Annotated in this window: 2 protein-coding genes (1 of these 2 cut by a window edge); both read left to right on the forward strand. The window is 75.3% G+C overall.

The features are described 5' to 3' along the window. A complete protein-coding gene (locus ABD350_RS05305; RefSeq protein ID WP_344346564.1) occupies positions 1 to 12,813 on the forward strand; it encodes an amino acid adenylation domain-containing protein in 12,813 nt (4,270 codons plus the stop codon). Next, positions 12,810 to 20,464, forward strand: the 5' end (the start) of a protein-coding gene (locus ABD350_RS05310) for an SDR family NAD(P)-dependent oxidoreductase (protein WP_344346565.1). 14,497 nt of this gene lie beyond the right edge of the window; the window shows 7,655 of its 22,152 coding nt (coding positions 1-7,655); its start codon is at positions 12,810 to 12,812; its stop codon lies off the right edge, out of view. Before ABD350_RS05305 ends, ABD350_RS05310 begins: the two co-directional genes overlap by 4 nt.

The raw sequence follows: 20,464 nt of genomic DNA on the forward strand, positions 1-20,464 counted from the left end.
GTGGAAACGAGCAACGAGACCGGGCTGACGGCTGTTCGGATCCTGCACCGGCTGCTGGCCGAGGTACGCCCGGACGGAGCGGAACCGCTGCCGCCGGGCGGGCTGGCCGACTGGGGCCTCACCTCGCTGGCACTGACCCGGCTGTGGGCCGGCGTACGGCGCGAGTTCGGCCTCGACCTGCCGCCGGCCCGGCTCGCCGCCTCCACCCTCGGCGAACTGACCGCCATGGTGGCGGCGGGAACCGCCGAGACCGCGCCGGGTCCGGCCGCCGCGGCCGGCGCGGATGAGCGGGAGCCGTTCCCGGTCACCGACCTCCAGCAGGCCTACCTGGTCGCCAAGGGCAGCGACCTGGGCGGCGAGGCGGTCGGCTGCCACCTGTACCGCGAGTTCGCCGTCCCCGACCTCGACCCCGGCCGGCTGCGCCGGGCCTGGCAGGACCTGATCGACCAGCACGGCATGCTCCGCGCCGTCGTCGACGACGACGGCCTGCAGCACATCCGCCCGGCGGCCGACGACTGGCCCCTGCCCGTGCACGGACCCGGCGGCGCCGAGAACCGCGACACCGTCCGCGCCCGCCTGTCGCACCGCTGCTACCGGCCCGGCGCATGGCCGCTGTTCGCCATCGAGGTCACCCGTACCGGAACCGGCCCGGACATCGTCCACCTCAGTCTGGACACCCTGATCACCGACGGCCACGGCTACGCGGTGCTGCTCCAGCAGTGGCACCAGCGCTACCACCACCCCGAGCGGCCGCTGCCCGCCGCCGGACCGTCCGTCGCCGAACTGGTGCCCGCCCTGCTCGCCGAACGCGGCTCGGACGCCCACCGCGCCGACCTCGCCTACTGGGCGCAGGAGCTGGCCGAGCTGCCGGCCGGGCCCGGACTGGTCGCCCCGGTCTCCGTGCCCGCCCCCGCGGGTGGCTGCCGCGAACGCCGCCCGCTGGACGCCGAACTGCCCGCCGGGCAGTGGCGGGCGCTGACCGTGCGGGCCGCCCGGCTCGGCGTCTCACCGACCGCCCTGGTGCTCACCCTGTTCGCCGAGGCACTGGACCGCCGGCAGCCACAGCGGCGCACGGCCCTGGTGGTCACCACCAGCAGCCGCCCGTACCTGGCCGCCGAAACCCCCTACCTGGTCGGCCCGTTCACCTCGACCGCCGTCCTGGTCCTGGCCCGCGAGGCCGACGAGACCCTCGACGAACAGGCCGCCGCGGTGCACGCCCGCCTCGGCGAACACCTGCGGCACGGCCTGGTCTCCGGCATCGAGGCGTTGCGCGAACAGCGCACCGGCCGGCCCGCGCCCGCCGTCGTCTTCACCAGCCTGCTCGACGTCGGCCCGCCGCCCGGCGTCGGGGGCGGCTTCGGCGCGGCCATCGAGTACGGGGTCAGCCAGACCACCGACATCGCCCTCGACCACCAGATGTGGGAGCAGGACGGCGCCCTGCGCTACCGGTGGGACATCGACCCCACCCGGTTCGCCCCCGGCGCCGTCGAGACCGCCTTCGCCGCCTTCGGCAACGCCCTCGCCGCCGCCTGCGCCGAACCCGCCGGGGAACCGCGGCCGCCCCGCGCCCTCCAACAGGCGTACCTGGTCGCCCGCGCGGCCGCCGGCGACGGCCCCGCCGAGGGCTGCCAGTGCTACCAGAGCTTCGAGGCCGACGCACTCGACGTCGACGCGCTCGCCGACGCGCTGCGCCGCCTGGTCGACGGCCACGCCGTGCTGCGCACCGCCTACACCGCCGACGGGGCGACCACCCGCCGGCACGGCCCCGCGCAGTGGCGGATCCCGGTGATCGAGGCCGGCGACCCGGCCGCGCACCCGGCACTGCGCGCACTGATCCGCGAGGACATGACCAACCGGCCGTTCCCGCTCGGTGGCTGGCCACTGTTCGACCTGCGGGTGACCCGCGACGACAGCGGACTGTCCGTCGCGCACTGCGCCTTCGACCTGCTGGTCGCCGACGGCCTGAGCATCCACCTCCTGTTCCGCGACCTGTGGCGGCTGTACGCCGACCCGGCCGCCCGGCCGGTACCGGCCGGACCCGCCCCGGCCCCCGCGACACCCACCGCCGAGCAGGCCCGCTACTGGCGCGAGCGGCTCGCCGGACTCCCCGCCGGACCGGAACTCGCCCCACCCGGCGGGCCCGCCCCGGCCGGCCGGAGCCGCACCCGCCTGGCCGGCCGGATCGACGGCTACCGCCAACTGGCCCGCCGCTGCGCCGAATACCACCTGCACCCCGACGACCTGCTGCTCGCCGCACTCACCCGGGCCCTCTCCAGCCACACCGAACAGCCCTACGCGCTGGCCGTGGTGCTCTGGCCGAAGACCGCCGAGGCCGCCCGACCGGGCGAGCACTCCTTCATGACCTGGGTCACCGCCGCGCCCCCCGGACTCCCGCTCACCGCCGCCGCGGCAGAGTACCGCCGGGTCCTCGACGCCGACCTCGCCGAGGGCGGCACCGGCGGCCTCGACGGGATGCGCCGCCAGGTGCTCCGCGGCAGCGACGCCGCCTACCCCGTGGTCTACACCGCACTCGTCGACCTCACCGACCGGCCGCTGCCGTCCGGAGTACGCCAGGGCGAATGGCTGACCAGCACCCCCGGCTGCGCCCTGGACAGCGTCGCCGTCGCCGAGGGCGACGAACTGCGCTACTGCTGGGACATCGTCCAGGCCGACTTCCCGGCCGGCCTCGCCGAGCGGATGTTCGCCGCCTTCGAAAGCGAGCTGCGGCTGCTCGCCGACGACGCCACCTGGACCGCCGTCCCCGCCGGCGGGCTTTCCGCGGCGGAACGGCACACCGTGCTGTACACCTGGAACGAGACCACCGTCCCGGTACCCGACGACGGCCCCGTGCACCTGCTGTTCCAGCGGCAGGCCGCGAACGCCCCCGAGGCGGTGGCCCTGCGCTGGCGCGGCGGCACCATGACCTACGGCGAACTCAACCGCCGCGCCAACCGGATCGCCCACCACCTGATCGCCGCCGGGGCCGGCCCCGGGCAGCTGGTCGGCGTGCGGATGCGGCGCGGCCCCGAGATGGTCGCCGCCCTCTACGGCATCCTCAAGGCCGGCGCCGGCTACCTGCCGGTCGACCCCGCGCTGCCCGGCACCCGGGTCGCCGCGATGCTCCGCCTCGCCCGGGCCGCCACCGTGCTGACCAGCACCGACACCCCCGCCGTCCCGCTGCCCCCCGGGGTCGTCACCGTGGCGACCGACACCGACCCGGCGATCACCGGGGCCACCGCCCGCGAGGACGACCCGGAGACCCGCGGCACCCGGGACGACACCGCGTACGTCATCTTCACCTCCGGCTCCACCGGCACCCCCAAGGGCGTCCAGGTCGCCCACCGCTCGGTGCGCAACCTGCTGAACTTCTGCCATCGCACCTTCGAGCTGCGCCCGTCCGACCTCGGACTCGCCGTCACCTCGCTCAGCTTCGACCTCTCCGTCTTCGACATGCTCGGCCTGCTCGGCGGCGGCGCGGGCGTCTACCTCGCCGACGAGGCCCAGCAACGCGACCCGGAACTGCTGCTCGACATCCTGCTCACCGAGCCGATCACCATCTGGAACTCGGCGCCCACCACCCTGCACCAGCTCACCCCGCTGCTCACCCCCGGCACCGGGGATCCCGCCGCTGCGCACCTGCGGATCGTCGCCCTGGCCGGCGACTTCATCCCGCTGTCACTGCCCGCGGCGATCCGCGAGGCGTTCCCGAACGCCGAGACCATCGCCTTGGGCGGGCCCACCGAGACCACCGTCTGGTCGAACATCTACCGGGTCACCACCGTCGACCCGGACTGGCGCAGCATCCCCTACGGCAAGCCGATCGACAACACCCGGCACTACGTGCTCGACGAACACCTCCGACCCTGCCCGATCGGTGTCGAGGGCGACCTGTACACCGGCGGCGCATGCCTGGCCGTCGGCTTCTGCAACCAGCCCGGACTGACGGCCCGCCTCTTCCTGCCCGACCCGTTCGTCGGCACCCCCGGCGAGCGGATGTACCGCACCGGCGACCGGGCGCTGTGGCTACCCGACGGCAATCTGCGGATCGCCGGACGCGGCGACCGCCAGGTGAAGATCCGCGGCCACCGGGTCGAGCTCGGCGAGGTGGAGCACCGCCTGCGCGCCCACCCCGCCGTACAGGAGGTCGTCGCCGTGCTGCGCGACAGCGAACCGCCGGGCGGTGACGCCAGACTCGTCGCCTACGTCGTCACCGACCCGGCCGCTCCCGCCGTCACCGCGGCCGAGCTGCGCGCGCACACCGCCGAGGCCCTGCCCGGATACATGGTGCCGAACTTCGTGGCGCTGCTGCCGTCCTTCCCGGCCACCGCCAACGGCAAGCTGGACCGCAAGGCGCTGCCCTGGCCGTTGGACGTCACACCGGCCGCCACACCGGCCGAGCCCGCGGCACCGTCGGCTCCGGACATCCGAGCGGCTACCCGAGCGGCCACCGAGGTCCCGGCGGCGCCCGCGCCGGCGCCCGTGTCCGGCCCCCCGGCCGCGAGCCCGGCAGGGCTGGCCGAAGAGGTCGCGGCGATGTTCGCCCGGCACCTCGGCGTGGACACCGTCGACCCGGCGCTGGACCTCTGGGAGCAGGGCGCCACCTCCTTCACCATGGTCCAGGTCTCGGCCGGGCTGCGGAAGCGGTACCGGCAGCGGGTGCCGGTCTCGGCACTGATCTCCGAGCCGACCGCCGCCGGCATCGCCCGGATCCTCGCCGACCGCCTCGGCCCCCCGGCCCGGCCCGAACCGGCCGCGCCCGAACCGGCCGGGATCGAACCAGCGGCGTCCGAACCCGCCGCGTCCGAACCCGCCGCCCCCGGACCGGAGTCGGGCCCCGGCACAGTGGACATGTTCTCCCCGCGGGAACGGGACGCGTTCAAGGCCGCCGCCTGGAACCTGCGCCGCCCCACGCCCGGCGCACAGCGCATCGCGCTGCCGGAGACGACGTTCCACCCCGCGTACTACGACTGGCGCGGCAGCCGCCGCGACTACCGCGACACCCCCCTGCCCGCGGAGGCGCTCATCCGCCTGCTCGGCCTGCTGCGCGAGGCCCCCCTGGAGGGCGGCACCCGCCGCCTGTACCCGTCGGCCGGGGACACCTACTCCGTGCAGGCGTACGTGTATGTCAAGGCGGACGCCGTCGACGGGCTGGCCGGCGGCATCTACTACTACGACCCGCGCGGCCACGCCCTGGAACTCGTCAACGCGGCGCCGCGGATCGACCGCTCCGTGCACTTCTACTACAACCGGCCGGTGTTCGACGGGTCCGCGTTCGGGATCTTCCTGATCGGTCAGACGCACGGCATCACCCCGCTCTACCAGGAGGTCGCCGAGCGCTTCCTGATGCTGGAGGCCGGATACATCGGCCAACTGCTGATGACCGGTCAGGCGGCCTGCGGCATCGGCCTGTGCCCGGTCGGTACACTGACCTTCGACGACATCCGCGACCAGTTCGCCCTCGACGACGGCCACGTCTTCCTGCACTCCTTCATGGGCGGCGGCGTCGAGCGGACGAGCACCGCCGGAGTGCGGCCGCCGTTCGCCGAGCAGGCCGCGCGCGCCGCGGCCGCCGAGGAACCGAAGGCCACCGAGGTGGCGGTGATCGGCATGGCCGGGCGCTTCCCCGGCGCCGAGGACCTGGGGGAGTACTGGCGGCAGCTCAGCGCCGGCCGGTGCGCCGTCGGCCCACTGCCCGCCGGGCGGGGCGTCGCCGAGGACGGCCGGCTGCCGGCCGGACTGCACGGCGGATTCCTCACCGGTATCGACACCTTCGACAGCCTGCACTTCCGCATCGCCCCGGTCGAGGCCGCCACGCTCGACCCGCAACTGCGGCTGCTGCTGCAGACCGTGTGGACCTGCCTTGAGGACGCCGGCCACACCGCCGAATCGCTGCGCGCCGCCGCGCCCCGCGTCGGCGTGTTCACCGCCGCCATGTGGCACGACCACCAGCACAGCGGCAAGGAGACCTGGGACGCGGACGCCGCCGCCCGGGTCGCTGCCCTGGCCGGCGACATACCCGGCCGCATCTCGCACTACTTCGGCTTCGACGGCCCGAGCATCGCCGTCGACACCGCCTGCTCCTCCTCCTTGACCGCCCTCCACCTCGCCGCAGAAGCCCTGCGGCGCGGCGAGTGCGACGCCGCCGTGGTCGGCGCGGTCAACCTCGTCACCCACCCGTACCACCTCGCCCTGCTCGCCGAGGCGGGACTGCTCGCCGAGGGCGGGCCCGTCCGGGCCTTCGCCGCCGACAGCTCCGGCTGGTGCCCCGGCGAGGGCGTGGCCGCCGTGCTGCTGCGCCCGGCGGCGGCCGCCGACCGGGACGGCGACACCGTCCGGGGTGTACTGGAGGCCACCTGGACCGGCCACGCCGGCGGCGGTGGACGCTTCGGCGTGCCCAACCCGCGAGCGCTGGCCGGCTCGCTCGGCGCGGCCCTCGACCGGGCCGGGACCACGCCCGCCCAGGTCGACTACGTGGAACTCGCCGTGGCCGGCGCGGGAGTCGCCGACGCCGCCGAACTGGAGGCGCTCGCCGAGGTGTTCGCGGGAAACCCGGTGCTGGCCGGCACGGTGAAACCGAACATCGGCCACCTGGAGTCCGCCTCGGGCCTCTCCCAACTGCTGAAGGTGCTTCTCCAGTTCGAGCACGGCCGGATCGCTCCGACGCTCACCGCCGGGCGGCGCAGCGACCTCGTCGACTGGGACGACCTGCCGCTGCGGGTCCCCGAGCACCTCGTCGACTGGCCGTCGGCCCCGACCGCCCGCCGCGCCGTGATCAACGCGGTCGGCGCCTCCGGCGCCTACGCCCACGCGGTGGTACGGGCCGCGACGTCCGCCGACGGCGGCGGGCCCGCCCCCGCCGACGAGCGCGCGTCCGGCCGACAGGCGGTGGTGCTGTCCGCCGGCTCGGCCGAGGGCCTGCGGCTCGCCGCCGGCCGGCTCGCCGCACACCTGGAGAACGGCACGGCACCGGCCCTCGCCGACCTGGCGTTCACCTTGCAGGACGGCCGCGTCCCGATGCCGCACCGTCTCGCCGTGGTCACCTCCGACCTGGCCGAAGTGGGCGTCGCGCTGCGGGAGTTCGCCGCCGGGCGGGCCACCCCCGCGTTGTCCGACGCGGTGGTGAGGCCCGGCCGTCCGGTCGCCGAACTCGTCCCGGCGAACGCCGACGCCGCGGCCGCCGGGTGGTTGCGCGGAGCCCCCGTCGCCTGGCACGCCCTGTGGTCGCCCGGCCGCCGTCGGGTGCCGCTGCCGGGCACGGTGTTCACGGGGGAGGAGTACCGCCTGACCGCGCCCACACCCACACCCGCGGCCACACCCGCGCCCGCGGCCAGGCCCGTATCCGTACCCGCACCCGTACCCGCGTCCGAGCCCGTCGTCGAGGTGTCCGAGGCCGTCCGGCAGTATGTGCTCGACGTCTACGCCGAGGCGTCCGGCATCCCCGTCGACCGGCTCGACCCGCGGGTGCGGCTGGAGCACTACGGTCTGACCTCGTACGTGGTCGGGCAGCTGAACGACCGCCTCGCCGAGGACTTCGCCGAGCCCGTCTCCCGCACCCTGTTCTTCGAACACCAGGACCTGGCCGGCGTCGCCGCCGAACTCGCCGCCCGCGCCGACGGCCCCTGGCAGCCCGCCACGCCGACGGCCCCGGGCGGCCGGCCCGAACCCGCCGGGAGCCGGCCCGACGACACGGCGGTCGCCGTCGTGGGCCTGGCCGGCCGCTACCCGCGGGCGGCGGACCTGGACCGGTTCTGGCACCTGCTGGAACAGGGCTACGACGCGATCGGGCCGCTGCCCGCCGAACGGCACCGGCCCGACTGGCCGGTGGACCTGATGTGGGGCGCGTTCCTGGACGGCATCGACCGGTTCGACCCGCTGTTCTTCGCCATCTTGCCACGCGACGCGGTCCTGATGGACCCGCAGGAACGCCTCTTCCTCGAAGTCGCCTGGGAGGCGCTGGAGGACGCCGGCTACACCCGGGCCCGGCTGCGCGAGCAACACGGCGGACGGGTCGGCGTGTTCGCGGGCGCCATGTACAACGAGTACCCCTTCCTCGGCGTCGAGCAGTCGCTCCTCGGTCCGCCGGCCGACACCGGCTCCGCGCTCGCGGGCATCGCCAACCGGGTCTCGTACTTCCTGGACCTCAACGGCCCCAGCCTGACGGTCGACACCATGTGCTCGGCCTCCCTGACGGCCGTACACCTGGCCGTCCGCGCGCTGCGCCAGGGCGAGTGCGAGGCCGCGCTGGTCGGCGGCGTCAACCTGTCCGCCCACCCGCACAAATTCCGCCAGCAGCACCGTCTGCGGATGGCGTCCACCGACCACCGCTGCCGCAGCTTCGGCGCGGGCGGCGACGGCTTCACACCCGGTGAGGGCGTCGGCGTGGTGCTGCTGAAACCCCTGGCCCGGGCGATCGCCGACGGCGACCGGATCCACGGCGTGATCCGCGGTACCGCCGTCAACCACGGCGGCCGCACCAGCGGCTACATGGTGCCGAACCCGGTCGCTCAGGGCGAGTTGGTGGCGGCGGCACTGCGCGACGCGGGCGTGGAGCCGCACAGCATCGGCTACCTGGAGGCGCACGGCACCGGCACCGCCCTCGGCGACCCGGTGGAGATCAGCGGCCTGGCCCGGGCGTTCGCCGGGGTGGAGGCGGGGACGTGCCCGATCGGTTCGGTGAAGTCCAACATCGGCCACCTGGAGGCCGCCGCCGGACTGGCCGGACTCACCAAGGTGCTGCTGCAGCTGCGGCACCGCAGACTCGTGCCCTCGCTGCACGCCGAGCAGCTCAACCCCGACATCGACTGGTCGCGCAGTCCGTTCGCCGTCCAGCACGAGTCCGCGCCGTGGCCCGCCCGCCGTACCGCCGACGGCACCCCGGTGCCGCGCCGGGCCGGACTGAGCGCCTTCGGCGCGGGCGGGGCCAACGCCCACCTGGTGATCGAGGAGTACCTGCCGGAGCCGACCGCCGAACCGATCCGCCCGGCCGGACCGCAGCTGTTCACCCTGTCCGCCCGCGACGAGCAGCGGCTGACCGAACTCGCCCGCCGCTGGGCGGAGTTCCTGACCCGTCCGGAGCTGCCGCCGTTCGCCGACCTGGCGCACACCACGCAGTCCGGCCGCGAACCGCTGCGCGAGCGCCTGGCCGTCGTCGCCGCCGGCCCGGCCGAACTGCGCGCGGAAATCCAGCGCTTCCTGGACGGCGACAGCGGCGGCGGCCTGGTGCGCGGCCGTACGCCCGGGCCCGACGCCCCCGCCGGACCGTACCCCGCCGACGGCTCGTACGGCGACCTGCACTCGCTCGCCCGGCACTGGACGGCCGGGGGCCGGGTCGACTGGTCCCGCCTGCACACCGGTGCCCGGCCCCGCTGGGCCGCCGCCCCCAGCTATCCGTTCGCCCGCGGCCGCTACTGGCCCGAGCTCCCGAAAACCCTGGAGGCCGCACCCGTGCAGGAGCCCGACGGACGGCAGCCGCTGCTCTTCACCAAGACATGGCGAAGCGCCGGGCAGCCCCGGCCCGAGCCGGTGACCGGACGCATCGTCTGCCTGTACACCGACCGTTCCCGGGAGACGGCCCGGCAGGTCGCCGAGGCCTTCGGGCGCGACCGGGTGATCCCGGTCCGCGAGGGCGGACCCGCCGACGGCGACGCCGGGTTCACCGGCGAGCGGGACGCGATCGCGCTGCTGGACGGCCTGGCCGACCGGCACCCCGACCTCACCGGCTGGCTCGACCTGAGCGAACTCGACCGCTCCGCCGCCGACCCCGGCCCGTGGCCGGCCCGGCTCGCCGCCCTGCAACGCCTGCTGGCCCGCCGCCCCGGCACCCCGCTGCGGATCGTGCACGCGGTGCGCGACCGCCGCGGCGCGGACGGCCGCCGTCTGGCGGGCGTGGTGCGGCTGCTCGGCGCGGAGTACCGCACCGTCCGCGCCACCGTCGTCGAGAGCGACGCCGAGCCCGCCGAACTGGCCCGGCAACTGCTCGTCGAATGGGCGGGCGGCGAACCCACCGCCGAGGTCAGGCGGTGCGGCGGCGAGCGGCTGACGCCCGTACTGGAACCGGTGCGCACCCCGGCTCCGGAGGAGTTCGCGGCCGACCCGGCCAAGGTCTACCTGGTCACCGGCGGCACCCGGGGCATCGGTGCGGAGGTCGCCCGCCGCCTCGTCGAACGCGGCGCCCGCCGCCTCGCCCTGACCGCCGCTCACCCGCTGCCACCGCGCCATCGCTGGACATCGCCCGAGCTGACGGACCGTGAGGTGATCGCGGTACGCAACGTGCAGGCGCTGGAACGGGCCGGCGCGCAGGTGCTGCTGCACGCCGGTGCCCCCGCCACCGAGGCCGACATCGACGCCTTCCTCACCAGGGTCCGCGGCTCGCTCGGCCCGATCGGCGGCGTGGTGCACTGCGCCGGACTGCCCAGCCGGGGGCGGCCCTCCTTCGTCCACAAGGCGGTCGCGGACGTAGCCGAGGTGTTCGAGCCGAAGACGACGCTCGCCGATCGGCTGGAACGGCTGTGCGCCGCCGACCAGCCCGAGTTCTTCGTCCTGATGTCCTCCGCGAGCACCCTGCTGCCCCGCCTCGGCGCGGGCGTCATCGACTACGCCGCCGCCAACGCCCACCTGGAGTACCTCGCCGACCGCCACCGCACCGGGCGCACCCGCTTCCACAGCGTGCACTGGCCGACCTGGCTCGGCACCGGCATGGGCGCCGACCAGCCCGACGGCTGCGCGCCTGCCGGGCTGGACTCGATCACCGTCGAGGAGGGGCTGCGGATACTCGAAGCCGTCCTCACCGGCACGCTGCCCGCCCAAGTGCTTCCCGTCGTACCGCTGCCCGGACGCTTCGACCCGGAGACCCCGCTGCACGCGCACCGCGCCTCGGCAGCGCCCGCCGACGCACCGGCGGCCACGGCTCCTCCCGCGCCCTCCGACGTGTCGCCTACGGCCTCCGACGCGCCGCCGACGCTCTCCGTAGCGCCGCCGGACTGGCTGCTCGCGCTGTTCTCCGAGGCACTGGGGATCCCGCTGCCCGACCTGGACGTCACCGCCCCCTTCGCCGACCTGGGCGTGGAGTCGGTGATGCTCGGCGAACTCGTCGAACTGATCGAGCAGCGGATCGGCGGCAGCCTGGAACCCGCCGTGCTGCTGGAGCACCAGACCCTCGAACGGCTCGCCGGATACCTGCGGAAGGCCGGACTGGGCCAGGTGGCCGCCGACAGTCCGGAGGTCACCGAACACGATGCCGCAGCACAGGAGTTGACGTCACATCGGAAGCAACCGGCTCCGGTTCCGGTCATGCCCACGGTCGTCGGCGCGGCGCAGGAGCCCGCCGACCGCCGGATCGCGATCATCGGCCTGGACTGCCGGTTCCCCGGCGCCCCCGACCCGGACGCCTTCTGGACCGCCTTGGCGGAGGGGCGGAGCAGCGTCACCGAGGTCCCGCCGAGCCGCTGGGACCACCGGGCGCTGTACCGGCCGGAGCACCGGATCGGCAGCAGCATCAGCCGGTGGGGCGGGTTCGTCGACGGCATCGAGGACTTCGACCCGGAGTGGTTCGGGATGACCGAGGAGGAGGGCCGCTGCCTCGACCCGGCGGTCCGGCTGGTCCTGGAGGGCACCGTCAACTGCCTCGCCGACGCCGGGTACCGCACCGAGGAACTGCGGGGCCGCGAGGTCGGGGTGTTCGTCGGCGCCCGGCTCGGCGACTACGGCCGGCGGATCGGGCTGCGCTCCGGCCCGGCCGCGCTCGGCGGCGACCAGAACTTCGCCGCCGCCAGGGTCGCCCACCACTTCGACCTGCACGGCCCGAATCTGACCGTCGACAGCGCCTGCTCCTCCGCCCTCGTCGCCGTCCAACTCGCCTGCCGCAGCCTGCTGGACGGCGAGTCCGAGCTGGCGATCGCCGGCGGCGTGGACATCCTGCTGGACGAGCGCCCCTACCTGGAATTCAGCGCCGTCCGGGCGCTCTCGCCGACCGGCCGGTGCGCCACCTTCGACCGGGACGCCGACGGCTTCGTACCCGGCGAGGGCTGCGGCCTGGTGCTGCTCAAGCCGCTCGCCCGGGCGCTCGCCGACGGTGACCGGGTGCTCGCGGTGGTCGACGCGGTGGCCGTCAACAACGACGGCCGCACCATGGGCCTCACCACCCCGAACCCGGTCGCCCAGGCCAAGGCGATCCGCCGGGCGCTGGCCACCGCCGGAATGTCCGCGGAACGGGTAGGCATGGTCGAGGCGCACGGCACCGGCACGATGATCGGCGACCCGATCGAGCTGCGGGCGCTCACCGACGTCTACCGGGAGACCACCGACGCACGCGGATTCTGCGCGATCGGCAGTGTCAAGTCCAACATCGGACACCTGCTCAGCGCGGCCGGCGCGGCCGGCCTGGTCAAGGCGGTGCTGGCGCTGAAGAACCGCCGGCTCCCGCCGACCCTGCACTGCGCGCATCCCAACCCGCGCTTCGACTTCGCCGACTCCCCGTTCTACCCGAACACCGCCCTGCGGGACTGGCCCGACCCCGGCCGTCCCAGGGTCGCCGCCGTCAGCGCCTTCGGGCTCGGCGGCACCAACGCCCACCTGATCGTCAGCGAGCCCGACGGCACGCCGGTCGCCGAACACCCGCCGACCCGCCGCCCGCTGCCCCGGCCGGTCTTCGCCCGCCGCCGGCTCTGGCTGGAGGCCCCGGCCGCACACCGCCCCGCGCACCCGTCGCCCGCGCCCGCCGGGCCGGTCCGCGCCGCCTCGATCCTCGACCTGCACTTCGAACCGAACCCCGCCGCAGGGGCCGTCCTTGGCATCCCGGAGAGGACCCACCCATGAGCGACTCCCTCATCGACTGTCGACTGGTGCTGCGGCACGACGACTTCATCATGCAGAACCACCGGGTCCACGGGGTGTCGGTGATGCCGGGAGTCACCTTCCTCGACATCGTGCTGCGGGTCCTCGCGGCCCAGGGCCTGGACCCGACCACCTTCGAACTGCGCGACATCGTCTTCGCCGAGGCGATCGCCACCGCCGAGGGCAACGACCGGGAGATCCGGGTGGTGATCGGCGAACCGGTGGCCGGTGTCCGCCCGGTCACCGGCACCAGCCGCCGGCTCCGCGCTGACGAACCGGACGGCGAGTGGCGGGAGAACATCCGCGCCGAACTGCACCCGGCCGGCCCGTCCGCCGCCGCGGACGTGGACGCCGCCGCCCTGGTGGCGGGCGCGCACCGCACCCGGTCGATGGCGGACATGTACGCGCACACCCGCTCCCGGGAGATCGTGCACGGCGCGGCCATGCAGTGCGCCGGCCCGATGCACCTCGGCGCCGGTCGCCTGCTGGCCGAACTCTCGCTGGTCCTGCCGGAGACCGCCGAGGACCGCGCGTTCCTGCTGCACCCGGCGAAGATGGACGCCGCGACCATCGTCGCGTACGGGCAGCGCGAGATCACCGCCGCCGAGCCGTTCATCCCGATGTTCATCGACCGGTTCCGCGCGCACGGGCCGCTGCACGGGGCGTTCCTGGTGCACGTGCCGCGGCCCGAGGAACTCACCCCGTCCGGAGAGCTGTTCCGCAGCACCTTCTCGCTGCACGACCCGCAGGGCCGCACCATCGCCGAGTTCGACCGCCTCACCTGCAAGCGGATCCGCCGCCCGGAGTCGATCCGCGACCTGCTGCCAAAGACCGCCGCCGCGCGGCAGCCCGCCACCGATGCCCCACAGGCCCCCACCGTGTCCACCGAGCCGACCGCCGCCGCTCCGCAGGCCCCCACCGCGCCCGCCGCCGACTACCGGCACTGGCTGCGCGGGCGGATCGCCCGGATGCTCGACCGGAGCGCCGACACCGTCGACGACGGGCTCGGCTTCTACGACATGGGCCTCACCTCCACCGACATGCTGCGGATCAGCAACGACCTTGAGGAGGTGGTCGGTTCCGCGCTCTACCCGACGCTCCTGTTCGAACACACCACGGTGGACGCCTTGGCACGCCACCTGGAGGAGACCTACGGCGTACCCGCCCCGGCCGTTCCGCAGGCGTCCGCGCCCGCCACTCCGACTCCGGCTCCGCAGGCATCCGTATCGGCCGCACCGGCTCCGCAGGTGTCCGCGTCCGGCGAGCCGGCCCGCCCGCACCGGGCGCAACTGCTGCGCCCGGTCTGGCAGCGGGCCGCGCACTCCGCGCGGACCGTGCCCACCGACCTCGCCGTGCTCGGCGCCGCCCCGGCGCTGCTCGCCACACTGACCGAACGGGCCGCAGCGACGGGCGCGTTGGTGGTAGAGGTCGACCCCGGCGACCGGGCGCTGCTCGGCGCGCAGCTCAGCGCGCTGGAGGAGCGTCCCGGCCGGTCCTGGACGCTGCTGGACGCCACCGGACTCGGCGGGCCGGCCGTCGAACCGGCGGAGGTCGCGGTCGCCGCGTGGGCGGCCTGCGCGGCGGCGAGCGAGCGGCGGCCCTCCCGGATGCGCGCGGTGCTGTTCGCGCACCGGCGGCAGCCGGAGTACGCGGCGGTGGCCGCGCTCGGCCGCACCGTGACGGCCGAGCTGCCCGCGCTGGCCGTCCGCGGGATCGAGGTGGCCGCCGCCGGTCCCGCCGAGCTCGCCGCGCTGCTGCTCGCCGAGGCCGCCGACCCGTCCGCGGAGAGCGAGGTCCGGCACGCGGGCGGGGAACGCTGGGCCCGGCGCTTCCAGACGGTGGAGGGCCCGGCGCCGACCGGGGAACCGGTGCTGCGCGAGCGCGGTGTCTACCTGATCACCGGGGGCGGCGGGGGCCTCGGTCCGATGCTGGCCGAGCACCTCGCCCGCACCCGCCGCGCCCGCATCCTGCTGTCCGGCCGCTCCGCGCCCGGCGAGGCGCTGCTCGGACGGATGCGGGAGTGGCGGCGGTACGGCGCGGACGCGCGGTACCTGACCGCCGATGTCACCGATGCCGACCAGGTGCGCGAACTGGTGGCCGCCGCGCACGAGTCGTACGGACGGATCGACGGTGTCGTGCACTGCGCCGGGGTGGTCCGGGACGGCATCTTCCTGACGAAGCGGCCCGAGCAGATCCGCGAGGTACTGGCTCCGAAGGTCCTCGGCATACGCCACCTCGACGAGGCGACCCGCGCCGACGCACCCGACTTCCTGGCCGCCTACTCCTCGCTGTCCGCCGCCATCGGCAACCCCGGCCAGAGCGACTACGCCTACGCCAACGCCTACGTCGACCACTACCTGGCCGCCCGGCCCGGCCGGAGCCTCTCCGTCGGCTGGCCGCTGTGGGCCGAGGGCGGGATGCGGACCGACGCCGAGGTCACCGAGCGGGCCGCCCGCACCCACGGTGCCAGCCCGCTGCCGACCGGCACCGGCATCGAGCTGTTCGAGCGGGCGCTGGCCTGCGACGACCGCCGGCTCGTCGTCACCCATGCCGACCCGACCCGGCCCGACGACCGCCTGCCGCTCGCCGACGGCGACCTCACCGAGCCCGTCACCGCCGCGTCGAACGCGGTAGAACCGGCCGCCACCGCCCCGGACACCGCCGCGCGGAACGTCGTAGAGCCGGTCGCCGCCGCGCCGGGCGGGCGCGGAGCGGATGCCATCGCGGTGATCGGGCTGGCCGGGCAGTACCCGCAGGCCGCCGACGTCGACGCGTTCTGGCGGCTGCTCGCCGAAGGCCGCGACTGCGTCACCGAGATCCCGAGGGACCGCTGGGACCACGCGGCGATCCACGACCCGGAGCCCGGCCGGCCCGGCCGCACCTACGGCCGCTGGGGCGGGTTCCTGGACGGCATGGACCGCTTCGACCCGGCGTTCTTCGGCATCTCCCGCCGCGACGCCGAACGGATGGACCCGCAGGAACGCCTGTTCCTCACCACCTGCTGGCAGACCCTGCAGGACGCCGGCCACCCCGCGTCCCGGACCGCCGCCTCCCCCGTGGGCGTGTTCGCCGGCGTGATGTGGAACCACTACCAGCTGGTGCAGGGCGCCGAGGACGGCGTGCAGCCGACCGCGATGCACGCCGCCGTGGCCAACCGCGTCTCGTACACGCTGAACCTGGCCGGCCCCAGCATGGCCGTCGACACCGCCTGCTCCTCGTCGCTGACGGCCGTTCACCTCGCCGTGGAGAGCCTGCGCCGCGGCGAGTGCGAGATGGCGCTGGCCGGCGGCGTGAACATCGCGGCCCACCCGCAGAAGTACCTCCAGCTCGCGCAGGGCCGCTTCCTCTCCGACGACGGCCGCTGCCGCAGCTTCGGCGCGGGCGGCACCGGCTACGTGCCCGGCGAGGGCGTCGGCGCGGTGCTGCTCAAGCCCCTCGCGAAGGCCGAGGCCGACGGTGACCACATCTACGGGGTCATCCGGGCCACCCGGCTCAACCACACCGGCCGGACCAGCGGTTTCACCGTCCCCAGCCCCACCTCGCAGGCCGCGCTGATCCGCGACGCCCTGGACGCCGCCGGCCTGTCGCCGTCCGGGATCGGATACCTGGAGGCGCACGGCACCGGCACCGCGCTCGGCGACCCGATCGAGATCGACGGCCTGCGCAAGGCCTTCGCCGCGGCCGGCGGCGATCGGGGCGGCTGCGCGATCGGGTCGGTGAAGTCCAACATCGGCCACCTGGAGAGCGCCGCCGGAATCGCCGGCGTCACCAAGACCCTGCTCCAGCTCAAGCACCGTCAACTCGCCCCCTCGTTGCACGCGGAGGTGGTCAACCCGGCCATCGACCTCGCCGCCACCCCGTTCCGCCTGCAGCGTGAGCTCACCGACTGGCCCGCCCCCGCCGACGGCTCGCCGCGCCGGGCCGGCGTCAGCGCCTTCGGCGCGGGCGGCTCCAACGCACACCTGGTGCTGGAGGAGTACCGCGCCCCCGCCGACCGGCCCGCGAGCGGCGGTCCCGCGCGCGGCGGCAGGGAGCTGATCGTGCTGTCGGCGCGCGACGCGGACGCCCTGCGGGCCTACGCCGAGCGGCTCCGCGCCGTACTGGCCGGGCCGGCCGAGCCGTCGCCCGCCGGGGCCGGGGAACTGCGCCGGGTGCTCACCGGCGCCGTCGCCCAGGTGCTGGGCGTCCCGGCCGACGCCGTGGACCCGGCCGAGCCGTTGGTCGACCTCGGTGTCGACCGTACCGGCCTGGCCCTGGTCCGCAAGGTCCTGGACGAGTACCGGCCCGGCCTCGGCCGGCCGCTGCCGGCCGAGGGCGACCGGTCGATCGACCAGCTCGCCGGAGAGCTCGGCACCGAGCCCCGGCCCGCCGTCCCGCTCGCCTCCCTCGCCCACACCCTGCGGGTCGGCCGCGACCAGCTGAGCAGCCGCCTCGCCGTCATCGTCACCGATCACGCGCAGCTGCTCGCCGCCCTCGACCGCTACCTCAGCGGCGCCACCCCCGAGACCGGCCAGTACTGGGGACACGAGAAGGCCGGCCCGACCGAGCCGCGCCCCGAACTCGCCGAACTCGTCCGCGCCGGACGGCTGGAGGAGGTCGCGGCGGCATGGAGCGCCGGGGCCGACGTGCCGTGGGCGGACTGCGCGCCGGCCGGCCCGGCCCCGCGCCGGGTGTCGCTGCCGGTCCCGCCGCTGCGCGAGGAACGGCACTGGCTGGGCGGCTGGCAGCGCCGTACCGGCGAACCCGCCGTCACCGCACCGGCGGTGGCCGCGCCGCCGCCCGCCGCTCCCCGGAAGGTCGAGCCGTACCACGGCGACGAGGTCGAACTGCGGGTCCTGGAACACGGGATCGCGCTGGTCACCATGCGCGACCACGCCCACCGCAACATGTTCACCACCGGACTGACGCACGGTCTGGAGGCGGCCTTCGCGGAGATCGAGACCCGCGCGGACATCCGCGCCGTGGTGCTCACCGGCACCGAGACCGTCTTCAACCTCGGTGCCACCCCGAAGGCCCTGGAAGAGCTGGCCGAGAAGCACACCCGGTTCACCGACACCCCGTTCGTCTACGAGGGTCTGCTGCGCTGCCGCCGCCCCGTGATCTCCGCGATGCGCGGCCAGGCCTCCGGCGGCGGCCTCGCCTTCGGCCTCTACGCCGACCTGGTGGTGCTCGCCGAGGACGGCTCCTACGGGGCCAACTTCCTGAAGTACGGCTTCACGCCCGGCATGGGCGCGACGCTGGTGCTGGAGCAGCGCCTGGGCCGCACCCTGGCGACCGAGATGTTCCTCACCGGCCGCGGCTACCGCGGTGAGGAACTCGCCCGCCGCGGTGCCTCGGTGACCGTCGTCCCGGCGGCGGACGTGCTGCCGACCGCGCTCGACCTGGCCCGCTCGATCGCCGACAAGCCCGCCGAGGCGGTCGCCGAGGTCAAGGCGGAGCTCGCCGGCCGACTGCTCGCCCGGCTGCCGGAGATCGTGGAGCGCGAGGTCCGGATGCACGAACGGGTCCTGGGCGGAAGGTCGTTGGACCTCGTCCAGGAGCACTTCCGGAAGGTCCGTGACTACGGTGCGACGGCCACCACCGGCGCCACGGCCACCACCGGCGCGACGGCCGAGGGGACAGCCGCTACCCCGGGGGACACTTCGCCCGCCGTATCCGCCGTATCCGCCGTATCCGCCGCGCCCGTCGAGGCGCCGGCGGCGGCGCGGCCGGTCGACGTTCCCGAGGCCCGGCTGCCCGACCCGGCCGAGGTGGAGCGGCTGGTGGTCGCCACCCTCTGCGGCATCGTGTACGCCACCGAGGAGGAGATCGACCGGCAGCTCAGCTTCAACGAGCTGGGCGTGGACTCGATCGGCGCGGTGGAGATCGTCCGCAGCCTCAACCAGCGCTTCGGCCTGGACGTCGACTCGGTCGCCGTCTACGACCACCCCACGGTGGCCCGGCTGACGGCGCACGTCCTGGAGACCGCCGAGCAGGCCCACGCCCTGCACCGATCGGCCCTTGCCCGGACTCCCGCGCCCGCTCCCGCTCCGGCGCATGTTCCTGCTCCGGCTCCCGCTCCGGTGCCCGCTCTCGCGCCCGCGCCGGAGCCGACGCCCGCGCCCGAACCACCCGCCGGGCCGCCGGTACGGCTCACGCCGCCGGCCGTGGCCGCCCCCGCCCCCGTCGCCGCCCCCACCCCTGCCGCCCCCGGACAGGCGAGCCTCCGGCCGCTGCGTGGCACTCCCGTCCAGCAGCCCGTCCAGGTGGTCGAGCCCGTTCAACCGGTCCGGCCCGCCCAGCCGGTGCGGCTCGCCCCGCTCACGCCCCGGGCCGAGGCGCCGCAGCCGTCGCGGCCACCGGCGGACGGCACCGACGCCGGCGTTGGCACCGATGGTCCCGACGGCACCGACGGCATCGCGATCATCGGTGTGGCCGGCCGCTTCCCGGACGCCGAGGACCTCGACGCGTTCTGGGCGAACCTGGCCGCCGGCCGGAGCAGCATCTCCGAGGTGCCACAGGCCCGTTGGGGCACCGGCTGGTTCGACCCGGACCGGCGCGTCCCGGACCGCTCGTACAGCAGGTGGGCGGCCCTGCTGCCGGACCTCGGCGGCTTCGACCCGCGGTTCTTCCAGCTGTCTCCGATGGAGGCGGAGGCGATGGACCCGCAGCAGCGCCAGTTCCTGCAGCAGGCGTGGACGGCACTGGAAGACGCCGGCTACGCGGCCCCAGGGGAGCGGCGCCGGTGCGGCGTGTACGTGGGGGCCAGCGGCGGCGACTACTACCACCTGCTGCGGGCGGCCGGCCAGGCGGACACCGGGCAGGCGTTCCTCGGCAACAACATGGCGATCCTGGCGGCCCGGGTCGCGTACCTGCTCGACCTGAGCGGCCCGACGATGACGGTCGACACCGCGTGCTCCTCCTCGCTGACGGCCGTACACCTGGCCTGCGAGGCGATCCGCGGCGGTGACTGCGAGCTGGCGGTCGCGGGCGGCGTGGCGGTCATGACGACGGCGCAGATGCAGGTGTGGAGCAGCCGGGTCGGGATGCTCTCGCCGACCGGCCGGTCCCTCCCGTTCGACGCCGACGCGGACGGCATCGTACTCGGCGAGGGCGTCGGCGCGGTGGTGCTGAAGAGCCTGAAGGCGGCGCTCGCCGACGGCGACCGGATCCACGCGGTGATCAAGGCGAGCGGTGTCAACGGCGACGGCCGCACCAACGGCATCACCGCGCCGAGCGCCGCCTCGCAGGCCGAACTGCTGCGCGCGGTGCACCGCCGGGCCGGCGTGCGGGCCGGTGACATCGGGTACGTCGAGGCGCACGGCACCGCCACCCACCTCGGCGACCCGATCGAGGTCAAGGCGCTCAACCAGGTGCTGGCCGACACCGACGAACCTGGGTTCACCGACGGACCGGGCCTCACCGACGGACCGGACCTCGCCGACGGGCCGGGCTTCACCGCGCTCGGCTCGGTCAAGGCCAACATCGGCCACACCACCACGGCCGCCGGCATCGCCGGACTGCTCAAGGTCGTGCTGGCACTGCGCCACCGCGCCCTGCCCCCGCTGCCCGGCTTCACCGAGGCCAACCCCAAGCTCGACCTGTCGGGCGGCCGGCTGCGGGTGGTCCGCGAGCTCACGCCGTGGAAGCCCGG

The organism is Streptomyces nogalater, assembly GCF_039532885.1.
Classification (GTDB): domain Bacteria; phylum Actinomycetota; class Actinomycetes; order Streptomycetales; family Streptomycetaceae; genus Streptomyces; species Streptomyces nogalater.